Origin of the sequence: Microvirga brassicacearum, assembly GCF_008757455.1 — a bacterium.
Classification (GTDB): domain Bacteria; phylum Pseudomonadota; class Alphaproteobacteria; order Rhizobiales; family Beijerinckiaceae; genus Microvirga; species Microvirga brassicacearum.
On sequence record NZ_VCMV01000077.1, the window covers coordinates 48,748 to 70,947 of the forward strand.

15 protein-coding genes are annotated in these 22,200 nt (G+C 57.0%); 4 read left to right on the forward strand and 11 right to left on the reverse strand.

Annotated features, from left to right (window positions below):
* The first annotated feature begins 455 nt into the window (after positions 1-455).
* Both FEZ63_RS23610 and FEZ63_RS23615 read left to right on the forward strand, forming a co-directional pair.
* A complete protein-coding gene (locus tag FEZ63_RS23610) occupies positions 456-3,140 on the forward strand; it encodes a heparinase II/III domain-containing protein (RefSeq protein ID WP_150949669.1) in 2,685 nt (894 codons plus the stop codon).
* A 138-nt stretch (positions 3,141-3,278) separates the two neighbouring features.
* Positions 3,279-4,364, forward strand: a complete 1,086-nt coding sequence (locus FEZ63_RS23615) for a hypothetical protein (protein ID WP_150949670.1) — start codon at positions 3,279-3,281, stop codon at positions 4,362-4,364.
* A 42-nt stretch (positions 4,365-4,406) separates the two neighbouring features.
* Here the strand turns inward: FEZ63_RS23615 and FEZ63_RS23620 are convergent, their stop codons facing one another.
* Entirely contained in the window at positions 4,407-7,121 is a 2,715-nt protein-coding gene (locus tag FEZ63_RS23620; protein WP_150949672.1) for a hybrid sensor histidine kinase/response regulator, read from the reverse strand.
* Positions 7,122-8,141: 1,020 nt separating this feature from the next.
* Here FEZ63_RS23620 and FEZ63_RS23625 point away from each other — a divergent pair.
* A complete protein-coding gene (locus FEZ63_RS23625; RefSeq protein ID WP_150949674.1) occupies positions 8,142-9,605 on the forward strand; it encodes a hypothetical protein in 1,464 nt (487 codons plus the stop codon).
* Between the two features lie 123 nt (positions 9,606-9,728).
* On the opposite strand, the gene FEZ63_RS25860 is transcribed toward FEZ63_RS23625, so the two are convergent.
* The 8 genes from FEZ63_RS25860 to FEZ63_RS23665 form a co-directional block, all read right to left on the reverse strand.
* Positions 9,729-10,184, reverse strand: a complete 456-nt coding sequence (locus FEZ63_RS25860; RefSeq protein ID WP_244622960.1) for a protein phosphatase CheZ — start codon at positions 10,182-10,184, stop codon at positions 9,729-9,731.
* Between the two features lie 262 nt (positions 10,185-10,446).
* The gene (locus FEZ63_RS23635) at positions 10,447-10,830 is read right to left on the reverse strand and encodes a response regulator (protein WP_150949678.1); all 384 of its coding nucleotides are present in this window, start codon (positions 10,828-10,830) and stop codon (positions 10,447-10,449) included.
* 56 nt (positions 10,831-10,886) lie between these two features.
* Positions 10,887-11,375, reverse strand: coding sequence for a chemotaxis protein CheW (locus tag FEZ63_RS23640; protein ID WP_150949680.1), 489 nt, complete (start codon positions 11,373-11,375; stop codon positions 10,887-10,889).
* 1 nt (position 11,376) lies between these two features.
* The gene (locus FEZ63_RS23645; RefSeq protein ID WP_150949682.1) at positions 11,377-14,118 is read right to left on the reverse strand and encodes a hybrid sensor histidine kinase/response regulator; all 2,742 of its coding nucleotides are present in this window, start codon (positions 14,116-14,118) and stop codon (positions 11,377-11,379) included.
* Between the two features lie 71 nt (positions 14,119-14,189).
* Positions 14,190-15,875 (reverse strand): methyl-accepting chemotaxis protein, encoded by a 1,686-nt coding sequence (locus FEZ63_RS23650; RefSeq protein WP_150949685.1) that lies wholly within the window; start codon positions 15,873-15,875, stop codon positions 14,190-14,192.
* A gap of 50 nt (positions 15,876-15,925) precedes the next feature.
* The gene (locus FEZ63_RS23655) at positions 15,926-17,623 is read right to left on the reverse strand and encodes a methyl-accepting chemotaxis protein (RefSeq protein WP_150949687.1); all 1,698 of its coding nucleotides are present in this window, start codon (positions 17,621-17,623) and stop codon (positions 15,926-15,928) included.
* 204 nt (positions 17,624-17,827) lie between these two features.
* A complete protein-coding gene (locus FEZ63_RS23660) occupies positions 17,828-18,505 on the reverse strand; it encodes a response regulator transcription factor (RefSeq protein ID WP_150949689.1) in 678 nt (225 codons plus the stop codon).
* A gap of 939 nt (positions 18,506-19,444) precedes the next feature.
* Positions 19,445-19,861 (reverse strand): hypothetical protein, encoded by a 417-nt coding sequence (locus FEZ63_RS23665; protein ID WP_150949692.1) that lies wholly within the window; start codon positions 19,859-19,861, stop codon positions 19,445-19,447.
* A 461-nt stretch (positions 19,862-20,322) separates the two neighbouring features.
* Between FEZ63_RS23665 and FEZ63_RS23670 the strand changes: the two genes are divergently transcribed.
* The gene (locus FEZ63_RS23670) at positions 20,323-20,694 is read left to right on the forward strand and encodes a hypothetical protein (protein WP_150949694.1); all 372 of its coding nucleotides are present in this window, start codon (positions 20,323-20,325) and stop codon (positions 20,692-20,694) included.
* Positions 20,695-20,705: 11 nt separating this feature from the next.
* On the opposite strand, the gene FEZ63_RS23675 is transcribed toward FEZ63_RS23670, so the two are convergent.
* Together FEZ63_RS23675 and FEZ63_RS23680 are read right to left on the reverse strand one after the other, a co-directional pair.
* The gene (locus FEZ63_RS23675) at positions 20,706-21,491 is read right to left on the reverse strand and encodes a DUF1217 domain-containing protein (RefSeq protein WP_150949696.1); all 786 of its coding nucleotides are present in this window, start codon (positions 21,489-21,491) and stop codon (positions 20,706-20,708) included.
* A gap of 56 nt (positions 21,492-21,547) precedes the next feature.
* On the reverse strand, positions 21,548-22,111 hold the full coding sequence (locus FEZ63_RS23680) for an SRPBCC family protein (RefSeq protein ID WP_150949699.1): 564 nt from the start codon (positions 22,109-22,111) through the stop codon (positions 21,548-21,550).
* Between the last annotated feature and the right edge of the window lie 89 nt (positions 22,112-22,200).

A 22,200-nucleotide genomic window follows, 5' to 3' on the forward strand; every position in this document is an offset into this window, starting at 1 on the left:
CGTCGGGAGGATTTGTCACCCCTCACCGGCACGTGGTCGTGGATCCCCCGAATGCCGACCGCACCATTCCCGAAGCCCGCATTCTATCCGCCATCCTACCCTCCATGCTTGTCTGAAACAAAGATACGCTAAGCCGGACTATAGCCTGCAGGGCAACGCACGTTCCGGCACAATATCCAGCAGGAAATAAGCACCTGGCCGTGCAACCACTCGGAAGACCTGCTATCGCGTTCGAAACGGCTGGCTGGCCCGAACCTCAGTCTGATGCGGCCCACACTGAAAAGGGAAACCATGCCTGTGAGGAGACATTCCGACGCTGTTTCCAGTTCGGGAGGGCCGGTTTCGTGTCAAGGCTGAGGCATATTTCACCTGCGTCGGTGCGCTATGCGGGCGATTCGTCAGTATTGCCGGATGCAGCGGCACATGTGGTCGGGTCCACGAATCGATGGTCCCGCGTGACTCTGACCTGCCCGGATGTGACATCCGACATCTGGTGTGAATTCAGCTTCCAGATTGGGACGCATCCTGACGAGCAGGCCGTAGGCGCACCGGACTTTGCGGCCATCGGAGTGGATTTTCTGGCGGCGGACGGCTCGAGCATCGACTTCGCGTCGGTCCCTGGGCTGTCTCGCTTGCAAATCGATCCCTACAGCTTTTTTGTCGCGGTGGATTCTGCACGCGATGGACGCGCCGGCACCGCGGTCGCTCGCTGTACTTTTCTCATCCCGGCACCGGCAACGCAGCTTCTTTTGACGATCCGCAGTTGGCGAAACTCGCATCCCTTTCGGGTGGCGAACGTCGCGGTGACGCAGTTCGTGCAGCGGGATGCGCCGGATCTGACAGACGAACAACTGCTCATCCCCTCGCAGGACGAGCTCCGTTCGATCAGGGATGTCAGGCGGAACTGGAGAGCGATGACGCCGGAGCCAAACTGGTTCAGCTATGCGGTGGTGCCAGAGAAAACGCTCTACCTTCGTGGACAGATCATCAACGACGATAACACGGAGGGTGCACTCGCCCGCATCGTCTTTCGGGACGCGCAGAATATCGAGCTGCCCCAACCATACCCAGACACCCTCACGACGCCCGAAACCGGCGCCTTTCTTGATATTCCAGCCCACGGGCAAGCTCGACGATTCACGTTGGCTATCACGGTGCCGCCGCAGGCGATGACGGTCGACGTTGGATTTCGAACATGGCGTCCGGAGTCGGAAATGAAGCTCGTCGTGCCGCTGGAAGTATCGTTGGATGAATCACTCCTCCTGCAGAACATCACCGCCGGAGAGGTGACGGATGCGCTGGCTTTCATCGAACGGTTCACCCACAACCCCGCGCTCTCGAAGCCGGCGAAACCCGGCGAGAACGCCTCGAATTTTTTTGATCTCCTGCTGGACAGGAATGTTCTAGCACCGGCGTCCTTGATCCATGAGAAGCTCAGGGTCATCCAGCGGGGCCGAGACCGGCAATTTGTTTCGGGCAGACTACATCTCGGCAGATGTCCCGGCTGGCCTTTGCCCGTCGAGCCAAACTGGACAGAGGATCCATTTCGATCGCGCGTGTGGCGAATGGAATTTCATTCGCTGTCTTGGCTCCTCGACATCGCCAAGCCTTCATCATCAGGAGCACTCGCTCAGGCAATCGCTCTTGCGTTGTCTTGGTCGCGCGCGAACCCATTGGGTGAGCCCGCAGACGGTATTGCCCTTCATCCTTTGACGATGTCGACGCGAGCCGAAGTTCTGGCTGAATTGCTGGTGCTGGGCTTAGCCTCGAAGGATCAAAGGGGTGCCACGGATCTTCTGGAACTCGCCGGCGAATTGGTCCGGCACTGCTTCGCCATATCCGAAATCGTCGGCCAGAATGTCTTCTCGTCTCCCATCTACCAGATCCACGCCGCCGCCTCCCTGCTCAGTCTTGCCAAGATTTTGCCGCGTCTGCCTTTGTCCGATCATTGGTCGTCGGTCGCCCTCGCTTGCCTGCGAGACAGCTTCGACCAGTTGCTCGGGCCAGAAGGACAAATCTTCGAGCCATCGCAATATTACCGGTTCGAACTGATTGCGCTGGGTCTCATTCTCACGGACATGCTGAAGAACATGCCCGAGGCCGCTTCCCTTGCACGGCATCTGGGCCCGAGATTGGAAAACGCTGCGCTTGCGATCCTGCCTCTCCTCGACCCGACCGGCTTTTTTCCACCGTTCGGTGAGACGCCGCGGCAATTCGATCATGCAACAGCACTCGGAACGCTGATCTGCACTTATGGGCAGGAATGGACGAGCCATCCCGGCATCCGCAAGGAGCTGTCGTATCCTTATGGATCTCGGGTCCTTGCGTTCGCCGATGCCGGGATCGTCGCTGCGCGGCGTTACGAACCAGGGCGCGAATGGGGTTATTTTTGCGCGGCATTTTCAGAACAGGGCCAATCGCACGTGCACAGCCACTGCACGTCATTCGTCTATTCGTCGGGGGGAATGCCTTGGATCGTCGATGCGGGCGGTTCAGGAGAAAACCAAACCGGTACGGTTCGCCGCTATCTGACCTCGTCGCGCGCGCATAACGTGGTGATACCGGACGGGCGCGAGCAGACGGCGGGCGTTGGCTGGCTGCGCTCGTCGATCACCTTGCAGGGGGCGACCGCCTTCGAAATCTGCAGCAACGTGCATGGGCCGGACTATCTTCATCGTCGGATCCTGGTCTGCCTGGACGACCTGAATGCTATGGCGGTTTTTGATGACTTCAGGACAATTCGAGATTCCCTTTCCGTCGATGGGTTCCTCCATTTCGATCCGCGCGTCGTCGTCGCGCTCGCCAATCCCCGATTGGCTGTCGGTTTCCAGAAGCAGAAAAGATTGCGCATCGTACCGCACATGATAACGGGCCGCTTCGGTGGTCTTGAAATAGCAAACGGCGTCAGCGGCAAATTGGGCACGCTACAAGGTTTCGTTGCTGCCGAAATGGAACGCATCGAGCCGGCCAATGTTCTTTGTTACAGAATGGCTGGTCGACGGAGCGTCTGTGGTGGAGTGGTCGTGTCGCTCGATGAAAGCGCTTCCAAGACAATGGCGAACCTTATTGCGAGCCCGGCCTTGGGCGAGCTTCTCAATGGCGAAGCGACAGTCGACGAGAGAATCGTCACCGTTCCGTAAATTCGCGAGTCATTCGGGCGAAGGACCGCCAAGCTGGCGCGATCGTGTTCTGATATCTGCAGAATCGTATTGCGAAAGGGCGATGTTGGTCGAAAACTCGGATTCTGGGCATCGTCCGGCCCTCGGGAACTTTGGTTTATGAACCTTGACCTCCAGCCTGCGCTACGAAACGCCGGTGACGATCTGGCGGCACAAGTTCTGGAGCTTTCCCGCCTCTGGAAACGTGGCAATTCGGTCAGTGCAAATGCGTATGAGACTGCTCACAAACTGCTCGATCACCCGGGGTTTGACGCCGCATTGATCTCCACCCAGAATCGAATCGCCGACTTGGTCGGAGATGACTCGATCAATCATTTTCTCGCATGGCTCAAGGACTGCGCGGGATTGGTTCTCGACGAACAGGAAGGCGCGGCGGGGGCCCGGAATGTTCGTGTCCATCATCTGTTCGTTGTTCCCGTCGAAGGGCTTGCTCCGGATGCCGAGGGGGTTCTCCGAAGCCAACAAAACCTCGATATCCTCGTGCAGTCATTCGAGGAGACGCCCGTTGTGGCTCCCGGCGAAAAGATCAAATTTGGCGATACCGCGCTGGGAACGATGGATCTTGCCAATGCGCGTCCCGGAGAGATCAGAAGATTGTTACGACTGATCATGAGTTCCGAGCCAACTGACGTTCGGCGCAGTCGTGAGCTCATCAATGAGATCAAACGCCGCTCAAAATCGCCAGTCCCTCCACAATACGGAACACGTCTTTGTCAACGCGCCTATATCGGGCTCAGTGCCAGTTCTGAAATCAATCGAAAGCGTGTTCCCGTAAAACAGTCGGTCCCCCCAGGCGGAGATCGTTTCGCGCTCTGGATCCGGAGGATCAATCGGGCGCTGAAGATGCAGGATGTGAATGTCCGATCGCCGCTGTCCTGGAACAGAGCCATCGCCGAAATGACGATCTGCCAGATTCAACGGGGATTCGAACTGGCGATTCTCGTTCGTGACAATTATCTCGGCTCCGTAAGCGGCAAGATCTTGCACGTCGCAGCCGAACCTTCGGGCGTTATCGTGATGGCGCTTGAGAGGGACGATGACGTCATCGGGCCGATTTGCATTCCAGCCGTCCTGGTCAGCCACAGTGGAGACGCAATAGCAGCTTCTCTTCAGTCGCTGGCGGTCGAGGTCCGCGAACACGATAATGTCGATGATCTGCCGTTGACAGCGGCGTTCCTTCATTAGCCCGGCTGACCTGCACCGAGGCGCTGCCGGCAAATCAGCCGCTCATGCGGCTTCGTCTCGCCTCTCGTCCAACTCCGACAGCGCCAAGAGGAGTCCGCTGCGATCAATCTTTGTCACCAGCTCCGAAATCCGAAGCTGATGTGCGAGAGCGATTTGCCGCTGGCTCTTTTTCATTGTCAGGCCGATGACAGGCATTCCCCCATGATGAGGATCGGCGCGCAAGGCTGCGACAAGCTCCAGTCCGGAATGACCTGACAATTCAAGATCCGTAACCATCACGTCGATTGGTGTTCCGCCCCCTATCAGTTGCAACGCTTCCTTGGCATTGGCAGCCGAGTGCACTCGGAATCCTGACGCTTTGAGGACAGGAACCAGCATGTCTCTGAAGAAGGACGAACTGTCCACCAGCAGGATCGATCGCGACGAAACCTCGTGCTTCGCACTCGAGCGCATCCAGGCGCCAGCAACGAGGGGCAAATAATGCACCACGTCGACCACCTCTGTCGCCTGCCCCCGGATCACCGCAGATCCGATCAGGTCCGTACGATTGGCCACGAGCTCTATATCGAGGGTGTCGTCGACGATATCGACGATCTCCGCAACGGCAAGTCCAATCGACATCTCTCCATCGGAGAAGACGACCAGAGACTGTAGGCCGTCCCGCTTGATTTCGAGCTGGTCGTCACATGCGACAATCGGCATGAGACGCCCCCGGTACTGGATCATGAGACGGTCGCCGGACTGTTCGATCGTCGAAGCATCAATCTCCTCCAAACGAGTCACCAGCGCCAACGGCACCGCCTTCACGCTCGCAGCGCCGCCGCGGAAAACCAGAAGCGAGGTCGTGTCGTCACTGAACGCGGTGTCCTGCGCAAGCGAGACGTCGCTGTGGAGACGGTCGTCCGCACTCGACCCGACCATGCGAGCCAGACCGTTCGGGTCGATGATCAGCACAACTGCGCCGTCTCCCAGGATCGTATTCCCCGAAAATAGCTGGATATGGCGCAGTCGCGAAGACATTGGTTTAACCACGATCTCCTCGGTGTGAAACACTCCGTCGACGAGAATGCCGAACCGTTGTTGCCCGACCTGGGTTACGACGACGAAACCCTCGTCGATTTCGGCAGTGCCGCCCCGTCCGGTGATCTTCGACAACGGCACGATCGGCAACAGCTTCTCGCGCAGGCGCACCACCGGAGTGCCGTTGATGCGCTCGATCGCGTGTCCGGACCCAGGCGACACCCGCACGAGCTCAAGAACGGCCACCTGCGGAATCGCATAGCGCTGGTCTTCTGACGACACGATCAGCGCGGCAACAATCGCCAAGGTCAGCGGGATCTTGATGGTGAAGGTAGTGCCGCCTCCCTTTTCGGAGCGGATGTCGATCGTTCCGCCGATCAACTCGATATTGGTTTTCACTACATCCATACCGACACCACGCCCGGATACAGACGTGACATTGGCAGCCGTTGAGAAGCCGGGGTGAAAAATGAACTTGCCGACCTGGCTCTCGCTCATCCGCTGGACTTCCGCGTCCGACGCGATGGCGCGCTCTACCGCCTTCTTGCGGATAGCCGCGAAATCCAATCCTCTGCCGTCATCCGCAATCTCGATCGTGATGGAGCCGCCTTCGTGATAGGCGTTCAGGCGGATCGAGCCGCGCTCCGGCTTTCCGGCGAGCTTCCGCTCATGCGGCAACTCGATGCCATGATCTGCAGAGTTCCGGACCATGTGGGTCAGCGGATCCTTGATAACTTCAAGGACCTGACGATCAAGTTCGGTGTCGGCGCCGTTCATCACGAGGTCGATTTTCTTGGAAAGCTCCGTCGAGAGATCACGGATGACTCGCGGCAGCTTCTGCCAAGCGTTTCCAATCGGCTGCATTCGCGTTTTCATCACGCCTTCCTGCAGCTCCGCAGTCACCTGCGACAGCCGCTGCAACGGCACTTTATAGCCCTCATCCGCGGCGCTCTTTCGCGCAATCTCCAGCAGTTGATTGCGAGTCAGCACAAGCTCGGACACCATGGTCATCAGATGTTCCAGGGTCTCGACGCTGACCCGGATGGTTTGCGCTTTGATGGCAGGTTCTTCGGCCACATTGGCGCCCCCTCCCCGGCCGGCATTTTCTTCCGGAATAGCGATGGTGCACATCTCCAGCGCCGATGTCTCTGGGTTATTCTCGATGGCTGACTGCAAATTGCCGAGCACATCCCTCCCTGCGCGATCGGAGTTGCGAGAAGGAGCGGTGCTCTCCGGCTCCGGGCCCGGCGTTTGTTGAAACGCGCGCTCGAGCTCGTCTAACGAAACCTCTCCTGGCCGCAACGGCCGAGCCAAGACTTGCGGCGCTGACGTCTTGGGTGGCTCGGACGCTGGAGCCGTGTTCTTGCCGAGCGTCATCTCTTCCAGCACATCGATCAGATCGGCATCCGATCCTTCCGGCTCGACGGCACGGCGCTGCAATTCGTCCAGGATAGTTTTGATCCGATCGAGCGTCAGCAAAATGATCGAGACGGCGGGAGTCGTGACCGGCATGCCATCGCGAAACTTTCCCATCAGAGACTCGGCCGCATGCGCAAGCGCTTCCAGGCGGGAAAGGCCCAGGAATCCGCACGTTCCCTTGATGGTATGAACGAGGCGAAAGATGTTGCCGAGAATGGCTTGATTATTCGGATCTCGTTCGAAGCGTACGAGTTCGGCGTCCACTGTCTCGAGATGCTCGCCGCTCTCCACCAAAAACTCGCTTAGCAGGTCGTCCATGATTGGCTGCAACTCCCGAGAGGTGACGTGGATAGCAAGGCGATTTGCTGAGGCGAATTATTCAGAGGCAGGGCGCTTTGCCGCCACCTTTGACCGGCCGCCATGGAGAGGGTGGAAAGCACTCGGTCATCGCATTTGATAATACCGGCGCTCCGATAAGCGGTTAAATATTATTAGAGCGTCTATTTTAAAAAAAAACAGCAATTTTAGTTTTATAAATGATAAGCGGCCGTATGCACGTGGATGCGGCCAAAAAGACACAATTTAAACCGAATTTTTTGGAACATTATCGCGGTCACGGCGCGCTAGATATCCGCAACCCGTTCTCAGAATTTATACGATAATTTTTTAAAAAGCATTTTGGCATCCATGGGTCGGCACAATGGCCAGGCGACGCGTTGTGGGACATCCCCCGATCGAATTCCTTTCGTCGGAGTTGTTATCGTGTTACTAATCCGCCCCTTCGAGGCACAGTCGCTTCGGCATATTGAGAACACTTTTAGGAGGCAGGTTCTGTTGAATGATGGCGGATTGGCCGATTTGAGCGAGCGTGAAGTCCCAGACTTTAGAATTCGTCCAAATTTATAAAAACGTATCCTTTTTTGCCAAATAAACCGGAGCTTGACCACTAGGAATTTTTCGACGGAGATGCGACAAGATGAAATGATGGCCGCTCAACAACCACCCATTGCTTAAATGGAATCTCATTTAGAGACGCTAAGGGATCCGCTAAGACACCGCCCTGTAGGATTACGTGAGGCTGAGGTAGGTAGAGAAACTATAACCTGTCACTGTCTTGTGTGGTCGTGATTTGCCGAACTTATTTTACTCATCGCTCGGCCGCATGCAAAAATGGTCGATTTCTATGAGGCGAATACTTTTTTGCCCGGTAGAAGTTCTTGAATAAGCAGTGCATTGGGTGCTAGGGCGCGTCGGCGGGATAGCGATTTTTATCCTAAGCTCCTCGTAATGGGGCGACAGAGGGTTTACGGCGAATACGAGTAGCAAAACGGGTTTTCAATGTCAGACAGTAAGAAAAAAATCAACGTTGATGACCTTCTGAAACGGCACCTCGGAAAACCGTCTGAGCCGAAACCACGTCAAGGCAGCGAAGTCTCGCGAGTGGCCGAGAGCGAAACTTTTTCCTTGCCGTCGACGGCACCTGGATCTGGCCCTCAGCCGATTGTTCCTGCTCGCGTGACCGCCGAGGCCGATGCCCAGCAGGCCGGGAAAATTATCTCCTCGATTGCTTCTGACATTGAGAATATGCGAGCCGCGATGGAGCTCATGGTCGAGCAAATCGGCAAGATGGTTTCGCTGCAGAGCGAGCAAATGTCGATGCAAGGGGAGCAGACTGATCTCCAGAAACAGCACATCGAAGCCGTGGCGCGCTTGGCTCCTCTCGTTGTTCAAACACAAGAGGTGATTACCGGCAGCGTCCGCGACGCCGTCAGTTCAATCCAAGACCTTCAGGAAGGCATGCAGACCGGCTACACGCTTGACGGGCGCGGAAGCGAACATATTGAAGCAATGAGCGCCGAAAGAGCCATAGTGGCGGGCGACAGCGCCGTTCGCAGGCCGAGAGGACGCCCGCGGAAGATCAGACCCGAGGCCGCACCTGGCGCGGGATCCGAGAATGACCGTGTCGCGATTCCTCCAACAGCTCCCGTGCCGCCCCGCCGCCCGCGCGGTCGGCCGCGGAAAATCCAGGAGCCGGAGGTCGCGCTGCCCTCGCCGGCGATGGCCGGTGGGGCTGCCTCCTCCAGCGACGACAGCTTTGTCGGTCGTCGTCCGCGCGGACGTCCTCGCAAGATTCGCGAACCGGAATTTTCCGCACCAGCGGCCGCTTCTTCGAGCCCTTCTGAGGTCCGACGCCCGCGCGGCCGTCCAAGGAAGGTCCCGCTCGCGGCGGGTGCGCACGCTCCTCAGGATTCTCAAATTCGCATCCCCGAAGTGGCCCAGGCAGCACGTCCGGCGCTCCCTGGAGCAGAGCCAGAGATGCCGCGCCGGCGCGGACGCCCCAGAAAACACCCGCTTCAACCGGCCGGGATCGTGTCTCCGCCGAATACTCCGTCGCCAGGAGGAAATTCCGACGGCGCGACCACCACTTCGCCGATCCGACGCTCAACCGTGCGCCCCAGAATGCCCGCGGCAGAGAGGGATTGGGACGGCAGCGCCTGGCTGCCGCAGGCTTTAGTGTACTCGCTCCCCGACAAGAAGGACCCGCGGAAATACGTGACCGTGATCCAAGTCGAGCGGAAGCTCTGGGAAAGTGCGGGGTTCGATCCTAAGGATCGGCTTGAAATTGAGCGGGACGGATATGAGCTCTTGATTTACCGCGCCGATACTGGTGGCGTGAAGGCAAAAAAAATAGACGATGATGCGGTGATGATCCAAGCTCCCAATCTTGGGAATCTCAACTTGAAGCAGGTGAAAGTCGCGGCCGGTCGCGGGGCGGTGGTTGTTCGCGGCCTGAAGGTGTAACCACCATCAGGAGAGCGCGCGCAACGACAGCGCATCGAATCGTCAAGTGCAAAAAAATGCCTGACACCAGCTGGGCATCAGGCAAAGTCTCTCATTGGCAATTGAGTGGATCGGCACCTAAGCCTAATTAAACATCGCGTCGATATTGTCTTGCGAAGTTCTGCCGGGATCGTGATCGAGCGCCGGTCCATTCAACAGGCTCTGCTCGCCGTTCGCATTGGCACCCTGTAGCCGCTCGATATCCTTGAAGCTCTCGATGCCACCCCAGATTTTGATCATCTCGGTGACGCGCTCCTCGACAAAGCGCATGGAAGCCACGACCTTGCTAATGCGCTGCCCGGTGATGTCCTGGAAATTGCAGGCTTCGAAAACACTGATGACCTGATCGGAAATCTCCTTCGCGATATCGCGATCACCCCCAGCAAGACGAGCCGCAAGATTGCTTGCCAGTTCGTCGATTTTCTCAGCCGCTTCCAAAATCGTGTGTGTGGCGGTCTCGGTGCCCAATACCACTGCGCCGAGTTCATCTGTGGCGCTCGCTATTTCCTGCCCCTGTGCTCCCGCATAATGCAGCGTCACAATTTCCTGCTTGGTGCGTTGGATTGAAGCCGAAATCAGTTCGAGTTCGCTCCTGAGCCGAAGGGCCTCTTGCATGTCGCGGCGGCTTTCCTCAAGCAGGGACCGTGAGACGACCTGACTCGGCGCGACGCTCTCCTTCAGCGATGAAAGAGCATCCATAATTTCGGCGTGCCGATCGCTGGCCGATCCGTCGTCCATCGCCGTGGAGCGATCAGATTCGATCCGAAATCTCTTTTGCGTTTTCATGGTCTTCGCTCGCTGTCTACTCGCCCATGACCGCGCTGATTTTGCTGCGCAGCGTCTCGGCGTTAAAGGGCTTGACGATATAATTGTTTACGCCGGCTTTTTTTGCCGCCACCACGTTCTCGGTCTTGGCCTCTGCCGTGACCATGATGAAAGGCAACGTGCTCAGCTTCTCGTCGGCGCGCACCAGCTGCAGCAACTCGTACCCCGTCATGGGCGCCATATTCCAGTCGGAAATGACCAGGCCGTATTTCTTTTCCTTCAACTTCGCGAAGGCAGCCGTGCCGTCAGAGGCATCGTCAACATCATTGAAGCCGATCTGCTTCAGCAGGTTGCGGAGAATTCGCACCATCGTCTGGTAATCGTCCACAACTAGAATGGGGGTAGAAAGATCCAAGCTCACGATATCATGTCCTAATTCGACTATGGGAACAGTTCAGGCAAATTCAGAATCCATCGTTACGCGACCTCGCGTTCGGTTTCAAACGCGAGAACGGCGTCGACATCGAGAATGATGAGGAGTCTGTCCTTGAGTTGGTGGACGCCTTGCGACAATCCAACCCAGCGCGGATCCAGATGTACTGGGTTGGGCTGCATCGCAGCGTGGTCGAGTTCCAAGACTTCGCCCACCTCATCAACCAGAAGCCCGTGAGCTTCGCCGCAATTTTCCAGACCGACGGCCATTCTGCGCTCGCCGTTGCTGGCATCTGTCAATCCAAGGCGTCGGCGCAACGACACCGCGGTCACAACTCTGCCTCGAAGGTTCAGCAATCCGGAAATCTCGGGAGGGCAAAGCGGCACGGTGGTCATTTCACTGACGACGAAGACATCGTGCACTCGATGAATCGGGAGCCCGAAAATCTGCCCCGCGACGACAACCGTCACATACTCCAGCAGACGTGTGGGTGTCTTTGTCGCGATGGCGGTATTGGTGTTTGCAGCTCTCATGTCAGGCGGCCTTATCTGAAAATTCGCTTACTTCGGCGAGTGCGGACAAGAGGCCGCGGCGATCATGCTTTGCAACCACTTCGGAAATCTGAAGCTTGTGCGCCAGTGCAATCTGATGGGCGTCCCGCCCAACAGATAGAGCGATCACGGGCATTCCTCGATGATCGGGATCAGCACGCAAAGCGGCCACCAGCTGAAGCCCCGAATGATCCGACAACACAAGGTCAGTCACCATCATGTCGATCTGCGTTCCGCTGGCTATGATTTGCAACGCTTCCTGCGCACTCGACGCGGTGTGGACCCTGTAGCCAAGTGCTTTCAGAACCGGGGATAGCATGTCCCTGAAGAACATCGAACTATCGACCAGAAGGAGTGACTGGGCGATCGTGCCGTTTCGCGCGCCCGAGGGGGCCCAGGCTTCGGCAATCAACGGAAGGTAGTGAGCGACATTGATCACCTCGGTCGCTCGTCCACGGATCACCGCCGTGCCCACGAGGTCTGATCGCTCGGCGACGAGTTCGACGTCGAGTCTGTCCTCGACAATGTCGATGATCTCGGCGACCGCAAGGCCGAGCGTCGTCTCGTTGCTGGAAAACACCACAAGCGATTGCATCCCGCTCTGCTTGATCATCAGCTTATCGTCGGAGGCGACGATCGGCATCAGGCAGCCGCGATACTGAACGAGCGGGTGGTCCCCGGACCATTCGATCGTCGAAGCATCAATCTCTTCGACCCGCGTAACGAGTGAAAGCGGAACGGCCTTGAGGCTCTCCGCTCCACCTCGGAAGACGAGCAGCGACAATGTTTCATCCTGCACGGCGTCAGGCTGTTCGAGGGATGCAGCACCGAGGAATTGATCGTCTTCCGCGCCGGACCCAACCATCCGAGCAAGCCCATTCGGGTCGATGATCAGGACAACAGCGCCGTCGCCAAGAATTGTATTGCCGGAAAAAAGCTGAATATGCCGCATCTTTGACGACATCGGCTTCACGACGATTTCTTCCGTCTGGAATACTCCGTCAACCAGAATTCCAAATCTCTGTTGTCCGACCTGCGTCACGACCACAAAACCTTCATTGGCCTCCCGCGCATCGGCTAAGCCCATGACCTTTGACAAAGGCACGATCGGCAGGAGGCGGTCGCGGAGACGCAGGACAGGCGTGCCATCGATGCGTTCGACAGCCTGTTCCGAACCGGGCATGACCCGCACCAGTTCTTGAACGGCGATTTGCGGAATGGCGAAGCGCTGGTCCTTCGATGCGACAATCAGGGCGGCCACGATCGCCAGCGTAAGCGGTATCTTGATCGTGAAGGTTGTTCCCTTGCCGGTCTCGGAACGGATATCGACCGTTCCGCCGATAAGCTCGATATTGGTCTTGACCACGTCCATGCCGACGCCGCGACCCGACACCGAGGTGATGGCTTGCGCAGTCGAGAAACCCGGGTGGAAAATGAACTTGGCAACCTGAGCGTCACTCATGCGCTCGACCTCAGATTCGGTCGCAACGTTACGCTCGACTGCCTTTCGGCGTATAGCATCGAAACTCAGGCCCTTGCCGTCGTCGGTGATCTCAATCGTGATCGAGCCACCTTCGTGATAGGCATTGAGACGAATTGTTCCCTTCTCCGGCTTGCCGGAAGCCTTCCGCTCTCGTGGCGTTTCGATACCGTGATCGGCGGAATTGCGGACCATATGCGTGAGGGGATCCTTGATCACTTCAAGCACCTGGCGATCTAGTTCCGTGTCGGCACCCTGCAATACCAAATCGATCTTCTTCGAAAGTTCGGTGGACAGATCCCGAATAACTCGCGGTAATTTTTGCCAGGCATTTCCGATGGGCTGCATCCGCGTTTTCATCACACCCTCTTGGAGTTCAGCTGTGACTTGGGACAAGCGTTGCAGCGGTACCTTGTAGCCAAGGTCGTCAGAGTTTCGACGAGCAATTTCCAGCAGTTGATTTCGGGTCAAGACTAACTCGGAGACCATCGTCATCAGGTGTTCCAGCGTTTCAACGCTCACCCGGATCGTCTGGGCTTTGCTGGCGGGTTGATCCCCGCTTTCGGGCACCTCCGTCGCCTCCGCCGTGACATTCTTGGTTGTCAATGCAAGGGAAAGCTCTTGCGCCGGTGCGTGCGTTGCCGGACCCGCGGTCTCTCTGAAGGCGCGCTCCAACTCGTCCAACGAGACTTCGCCGGGCTTCAGAGCCCTTTCCAGAACCTGATACGTGAGGTTGCCAATCGTCTCGGGGCCAGAAGCCTCCTGAAAGGCACGTTCCAGCTCGTCCAGAGATACCTCTCCCGGTTTCAGCGGCCGGTCGAGCGCCTGATGCGACGTGACCGCGAGGTCTGTTTCCGTCGGCATCGTAAACACTGCGGACGACATGCCGTCTAGGGCATCTATCAAATCTTCATCGGATCCTTGCGGTTCTGTCGCAGTCCGCTCCAGCTCCGCGAGGATGTCCTTTACTCTGTCTAGCGTGACGAGAATGAGCGAAACCGCAGGCGTTGTAACGGGCATTCCGTCTCTGAACTTGCCCATCAACGTCTCGGCCGCGTGCGCGAGCGCCTCAAGGCGAGGTAAGCCAAGAAAGCCGCACGTTCCCTTGATCGTGTGGACCAAGCGAAAGATATTGCCGAGGATTGCCTGATTGTTGGGATCCCGCTCGAAGCGAACGAGCTCCACATCAACTGTTTCCAGGTGCTCGCCCGTTTCAGTCAAAAACTCTCGTAGCAAATCGTCCATGATTATTTCTCAACTGAAATGGATGACACCGGACGGGGAGTTGAAGTCGCCGACGCCCCGCGGGTAGCACATCAAGCTGCGTTGACGCCGGAGAGGAAGTCATGCACCTCATTGCCGAGGCCTGTTGAATGACGGGCGAGTTCCTGTGCGGCGGAAAGCACCTGCGACGCTGCCGTGCCAGTTTCGCCAGCGCCATGTCGCACGCCAACAATATTGGCCGTGACCTGCTCGGTTCCACGGGCCGCTTCCTGCACGTTGCGCGATATTTCTCGCGTCGCGACGCCCTGTTCCTCCATCGCTGCAGCAATCATCGTCGATATGCTCGACATGCTTGCAATCGTCGTCACGATGTTCTGAATCGCGCTGACGGCCTCCTGGGTCGCCTGCTGAATCGCCCCGATCTGGGAGGCGATCTCGTCCGTCGCCTTGCTAGTCTGGCTTGCCAGTTCCTTGACCTCGGACGCAACAACGGCGAATCCCTTCCCAGCCTCGCCCGCTCTGGCTGCTTCGATCGTGGCGTTGAGCGCGAGCAGGTTGGTCTGACTCGCGATGTTGTTGATCAGCTGGATGACAGTTCCAATCTTGTCCGCGGTTGCTGCGAGCGTCTGCACCGTCGCATCGGTGCGTCTCGCATCCTCCACCGCCTGACCGGCAATTCGCGAGGATTCCCCCACTTGGCTGGAAATCTCGCGAATCGAGATGGACAGCTCCTCGGTCGCAGCCGCCACGGTTTGAACATTGGCCGAAGTCTGTTCAGCCGCGGAGGCGACCGACACGGTCCTGCTATTCGTTTGATCTGCGACATGCGTCATCGATTGAGCCGTCGCCTCCATCTCGGTGGCGGCCGACGACAAGGCGCCCGTCAAAGCGGATACGTTGGTCTCGAACTGCTTTGTCAAGCCGTCCAGCACGCGCGCCCGTCGCGTCGCGGCAGCAGCATCGGCCGCTATCGCTTCATCGCTCAGCTTCTTTTCAACCAGAGCATCCTTGAAGACCTGCACAACTCGCGCCATGACGCCGATCTCGTCGCGTCGAGACCTACCTTCAATCGAAGCTTTCAGATCACCACCTGCCAGAGATTGCATGTTCGCGACCAGCTTGTGAATCGGACGTGAAATGCTGCGTCCGAGGACGAACGCCACGACGATCAGAATGCCGCCAGCAGCCGCCACCAGCATCAAGAACAGGTTACGATAGGACGCCGCTATGCTCTGCAGGTCGTCGATGTAGACGCCGGTTCCGATAACCCATCCCCACTTGTTGAAACTAACCGCGTAGGAGAGCTTCGGCGACGCTTCCTTCTGGTTCGGCTTCGGGAAAAGATAGGGGATAAAGCCGCCGCCGGACTTGGCCATATCCACCATCTCTTTCAGAAACGGCCTGCCCGTCGTGTCTTTGAGCTCGCTTTGGTCCTTTCCGACCATCGCCTTGCTGAAGGGATGCATCAGCATGAAGTTCTTGTCGTCGAGGATGAAGAAATATTCCGATCCACTGTAGCGCAAAAGCTCAACCGCCTCAGACGCTCGCTTCTTCGCCTCCTCGACTGACATCTCGCGGCGTTCGGCTCGTGTTTCGAAATCCGCCACAATGCTGAGAGCCACCTGAGTCAGGTTTTGAAGCTCGGTTTGCTTCTGCTTCGTGAGGAGGCTCGAGATTGTCAGGGAGCCGAACATCGCCAGCGCGGCCAGAGCCACGATGCTGGCAGCCATTCCGGCATAGAAACGACCCGTGATGTTCCACATCCTGGACAATGACATCGTTGATACCTTTATTGTTATTTTATGTTCCCAATGGCCCGGCGCGTTGTTTATGCTGCCTTTACGCCGGTCAAAAACTCCTCGACCTCGTCGCCAAGGCTCGACGAATGTCGTGCTAGTTCCTGCGCGGCTGAAAGCACCTGTGAGGCCGCGACACCTGTTTCGCCCGCACCTTGCCGTACATCGGCAATGTTGCCTGTAACCTGTTCGGTACCCCTTGCGGCTTCTTGAACATTCCGTGCGATCTCGGTTGTTGCCGCACCCTGCTCTTCCATCGCGGCGGCGATAGAGACGGAGATCTGAGACATCTCGGAGATCGTGGCGGCAATCTTCTGAATCGCCTCGACAGCGTCGCCCGTTGCGTGCTGAACGGAACCAATCTGGGCGGAGATTTCGTCAGTCGCCTTCGACGTCTGGTTAGCGAGTTCTTTTACTTCCGAAGCCACAACAGCAAAGCCTTTCCCTGCCTCACCCGCGCGGGCGGCTTCGATCGTCGCATTCAACGCCAGAAGATTGGTCTGACCCGCAATGTTGTTGATGAGCGCGACGACATTGCCGATTTTTTCTGCCGAAGTGGCCAAAGCCTGAACAGTTTCATTGGTGCGCTTCGCATCTGAGACAGCACGCTCGGCGATTTGAGAGGATAGATTCACCTGGCTCGAAATCTCCCTGATGGAAATCGAAAGCTCCTCCGTTGCGGCGGCGACCGTCTGGACATTGGCTGATGTCTGATCTGCGGCCGACGCCACGGTCACCGTCCGCTCGCTGCTCTGATGCGCAACGTGGGTCATAGTCTGAGCGGTCGCTTCCATTTCCGTCGCGGCGGAAGCGAGCCCATGCGTGAGAGCTGAAACTTTCGCTTCGAAATTCTTAGTAAGCTGATCCAGAACCTGGGCGCGGCGCATCTTGGCGTCGCTCTCCGCTTCCTGCTCCGCCGCAAGGCGACGAGCTGCGAGAGCGTTCTCCTTGAAGACCTGGAGTGCCCGCGCAAGGCTACCGACCTCGTCCTTTCGCTCTGCGCCTGTCACCTCGACGGTTAGATCGCCTTCGGCAAGGCGGCCCATGGCGGCCGTCATGCCAGACAGAGGTCGCACAATTCCGAAGATTGCGATTGAGCCAATCAGGCCAAGTGCAACTACTAGTCCGAGCACGGCTGAAACCATCAACGTCCTTCCGGTGCTCGCCGCGAGTTCAGCCGCGTCGGCCTTGGCCTGCTGGAGCTCGAGAGCGATGCCATCAGTGCTGGCACTGATCTGTTCCCGCAATTGCCTGCGAAGGTTTCGACCTTCGCCATCGGAAATTGCCGACGCACTTTCATCGTCGCCGGCGGCAGCAAACGCCGTGCTTCTGCTCATCATCTCAAAATATTTCGACACGCTGGCCTTCAGGTTCTCATTGAGCTTTCGGAACTCTGGAGAGCTAGACAAGGCAATCATCTCATCGAGGCTTTTTATTGCCTGGGTGGTATACTCACCGAATACCGCCTGGGTGCTCTTGATCCGATCCGCCTGGTCGGGATTCAGCTGGATCATGCTTTTTTCCTGAATCGTCGCCTCGTTCATGTCGCCGTGGACAGATAGGACGAGTTGCAGTCGCCGGGATTCGATGTCGACGAGTTCTTGCGCGTCCGTCGCCATGTGGCTCAGCCCTGACATGGCGAAAGCAACCAGCCCGACGGAAATCGCCACAAAAATAGCAACCGGGATGGCGAGCTTGGCGACAAGCCGCAGGTTATTCAGGAATTTCATTTTCTTTCCTTTTAATCGGCTCGCCGCCGCAAAGCGTTTTAGTTTTTCTGTCCGCCGCATTTTTTGGGCAAAAGCGCCCGCGTGTGCTGGCTTTCAGGGTTATTGTGGTCATTGAAGCCAAAACATCGTCATCTGGCGAATTCGGCTGTCGTGGAGATGGTCGAATAATTTGAGTGGGGAGCAGTTTTGCCCCGCCCGCGGGCCTTATCCGATGTAGGAGTATCCGATGTATCTCTTCGCTTCGATGGGATCGTATCCAAGGCGTTGGCGGAGTTTTTTTCTCAGCTTGCTGACGTGGCCCTCAACAACGCTGTCTTCGACCTCTGAGCTGTAGATGCCATAGACCGCATTAAAAATTTGCAGCTTTGTGAGGCGCCGTCCCTTATTTCGAACCAGGTATTCTAAAATATGACGTTCTCTGCGCGGCAGATTGAGGCATTCACCGTCAATTTCGACATCTCGCCCATCGAAATAAACCTTTAGACGGGCGCTGTCTGAATCAGCCTTCGCATTGCTACTCGTATTCACCCGCCTCCAGACGGCCTCAGAGCGCGCAAGTATTTCGCGAACGTGCACTGTCTTGCGTACCACGTCGTCGAATTTTGCCGTGAAGAGATCCAACGTCTCGTCAAGAGAACGCTCTTCGCATAAAGCAATAATAGGAGCCTTTGAATGTCTTCGAATACTATTGGCGCAAGACGCTCTTTGCGGAAATTCGCCGAGTACGAAACCTTGCACCGCATCCAAATCGGAATTCGAGGCTGTACTTAGCCATTCATGGAACTCTTCAGAAAACAACCCCAGCGACGACACGCCCTCGCGTTCGAAGTTCGCTGCATAGCCGGAAGCTACGACCTGTCGCTCGTCAACGACGATATACATTTTTGCCGCCCTGCGTTAAATTTTAAGCGCATTTTTTTAGGCGAACCCTCGGCAGTAATTTCGGTTTATAAACCCGAACAAATGCACGTCTAGGAATTCGTTAACCACGGTATAACTACCCCAAAATGGGTAGGCAACTGGAACGCGATAGAAAAGCCACGTGGTTGCCGCCTGCTTATTTTTCTGAAACAGTATCCAAAAATCGCCAGAAGGCCCCGTGGATATTGGGATTTCTGGAATCAATAGGCGGCTTAAAATTCGAATCTGATCTAAGAAATAAGGAAGCTCACTTAATTTTGCGTTTTTTTATCGGTCTTGTTGCGGAATTATCGCACTGCATTTTCCGGCACAAAGCCCCGCGTTTGCTGAGGACTTCCCAGGCACGTGTTTTTGCCGACGTCTGAAATAGACCGGTGCGGTTGGTTAATTTTATTGGCCCGTCGAAATTCGGTCCGAGGGTACGCCAAGGTCGTGTCGGAAAATTGCCCAAACCGCGGGGGCGGGCGTTCCCCTCCTCCTGAGCGTTCCAAGGACGTCATCTCGACCCTGATATTTTGATCGCCGCGCGGGGATCAACTCACCGGCGGGGCCCCCGCCCGCGAACCCTTGTGGCTTGAGTGACCCGGTCATCTCTGGATTAGGCGGAACCGACCGGACGCGGCGAAAGCCGGTTCGAGCTCGCGCGGCCGCACGAGGCGAAATCGCTGCTCCCTTCGGCGGCAAAGCGCCAGGGTTGGCCGCTATTGTCGAGCCACGTCCTCGCTCCAACCGGAGGACATTGCGGTCGGCAATATGGCCGCGCGGCAGTAGGTGCGCGCTGAGATCACCCGGCGGCGCTCTAGTGATCTGACCGGGCCAAAAGCATCTCGGCGGTTCTCACGCGCTGCCGCTCGGAGGGCCCGTAGCAGATGCGTCCCGGATTGGAGCTTCTAGCGTGAATTAGGTCCGCGCGTGCCGGGCGGCCAACGCACGTTGTGAAAACTCTCGCGCTGAAGGCTGTTCGGAAACGGCCTTTTTGCCACGAAGCGAAGAGGGCCGCCCCGGGGGACGTTTTACTCGCGGAGTATTGGCGGTGGTGCGGCTGGCCGCGACCTTCTTACCGGCCTCCGCGTCGCTGACAACTGGCCTTGCTTCGGGCGAGGCAGCGCGTTCGCTGCTGTCCCGTTTGGCCTTCTTCGTCTCAACGCTGCTGCCCGACGCCGCCGCAAGGCGCTGGGCATTGGCGAGCGCCGTCTTGATCCGAACGTTCCTGAACGGGCCAGGGGTGCTTTTCGCGGAGATGACCTGATTGCTGCCGGCGTCAAATTTCAAGAAGAGGCCAGTCCCAGGATCCTGCATCTGATAGCGCCCCTTCACATTGCCTCGTCGACCCGAGCCAGTGTTAATCGCCATTCCAAAACTCCCACTTGGACAAAACCGATCGCAACCGTGAAAACCCAATACTCACAAGTAAAATCTCCTCGCTACCCCGCTACGGGGCACTACCTCTTAATTTCCCGCCCACCGGGTGCCGGCCCCGCATCGCGATCCGCATTCCGCCCGCGAAAAGAGACCGCTCCCAAGTAATATTGTTGCACGAATTTCATCGTATTATCAAGCGGGAAAGATATGTCGAAAAAATGTCCGATCTCGTGATTCCTCGCCGAATGTCGGGCAGCCCTCCGGTTTAACCCGAGGAACCACCCACATCCTGCGAACCTTCCTCCCATTTAGATGAGATTTTTAAAGAAAAGCTTTCTAAAATAGGCGGGGCGGCATAGACGCTTCATCATCGCTTTTTCCCTTGCCTTTTGGTCTGGTTTTCCAGGGAGACTATCGTGAAAAAATTGGCGTTGGCGGTCGGCCTTGTTGCAGTAGGCGCGGCTTGCGCTCCGACAATTCACGAGACGTTAGCGGTGGAATGTTTTGAATATATTGGCCGCCCGATTTCTGCGCCTATTGCTGCGCTAGGGCCTCCAAAAAGAACCTTCCGCGTCAGTCCCACTACAATCGGCTACGTTTTTGAGGCCAGCGACACACGGTTCATCGGCAATCACCGCTACTACAGCGTCAACTATCTGACGGGAGTCGACCAACATCGGACGCCGATCCGTGCCGCAACGACCACCTGCCGCGGCAATTTCATCGTCCGAGATGACGGCCTACCGGCGTCGCAGCGGATTATCGTCGACGTGTTGCCGGCCTATTGAGCCGCGCCACCTCAGTATCCGCCGCGCGGGAGTTTCGAAATACTCATCATGAGATCGATGCTGAACCCGGATTCCGTCGAATCGCCAAACAGGTTCAGGATTGGGTTCATCGTTGCCTGCGTGGGATTGTTCATATCCCACATTGCGCTGAAACGCTGGATCAGCTTCTCAACCTTGGCGGGATCCTGCAGGTCTTCAATCTTGATATGCTTCCTCAAATTCCGGACCTGAGCGTCGAGATCGGCTTTTGACGCCTCAGCAGGGATATTGAAGACCGTTTGGACGAATTTCAGCACCGCCTTGTCGCCGAGCAAACCCATATGGGTGGTGATTGCCGAAGCCTTGCGCTTGAAATAGAGAGCGAGTTGAACTCCCTCGTTCTGCTCACCCTCTTTGTGCTCGAGCGTCTGCTGAACGTATTTGCTGACTGTTTCCGTCGTGGCACTCGCCTCGGACGTCGCCAGCGCACCCTTTCCGGCGAAATCGAACGCTTTGACAAACTCCTTGTAGAGCGGGTTCGTCATCTTGTTCGCCATGCTTTTAGGATTGTCGACGCCCTCTTCTAGCAGTTTTTTTACGAAGGCCTTGCCATAAGCCATATCGGACAATCCGTGGGCCTTCATCGCATAGTTGAAGAGCCGATAATCGTTGACGAATTGGTCGATGGTTTTCACATTTTTGATGTTCGCGTTGTAAAAGGCCGTCTCTCGCTTGACGACAACATCATTCTCAATCGTCGACCGAGTTCGAATTGGGTTCGCCGCTAGGATCTGATAACGACTCGCTGTGCTGAACATCGGTTCAATCCTTCGTTTGCGTCTTCGGTTTGGCAGCTATTCTTTGCCGACGAGCTTCAGCGTTTTGCGCCAATAGAGCTACAGTCTTTCGCAAACCGGTCGGCGACTACCCGTGTCCGGTCACGATCAAGAGTGAATTCAGACCGCAGCGTCTCGTAGCGATAGTTCGATAGTTCAACCACAAGTCTCTCGGAAGCGACCAGGTGCTCCACGAATCCTTTCACGTTTTCCTCACCGCGGAGCTGTCCGTATCTGTCACGATAAACCCAATGGGAAACTTCAGGAGGGTCTTCGTCAAACCACGTCACCGTGCTTCGCCCCTTGGGATTGCTTGATCCCAGAAACCGTGCGGCGGTCACGGTCGCGGCCACCAAAATCGATACCGTCTTCATATCAGTTGAGGCCACGTGCGAACAGGAAATCCACAATGCCGACCCATCCTTGCTTCGCAAGCGCGCCAAGACCATTTGTGGATCACCCTCCAAATTGGTTTTGACTGCGTATTCCCAGCTCTCGCCGGTTTTCGCATTCGCCGGGACCGTTCGCAGCAGGAGTGTCGCGACACCAAAACTTAGGGCAAGCGCGCGCACCTTTGCTCTGTATGAGCTTGCACGGGACATGATCGGGAGAACCTTCGTGACCGCTTAACAATGAGGCCCCGTCTCTCTCAAGACGGGGCCCCGTTCGCCATCAGATTGCGGGCTTATGC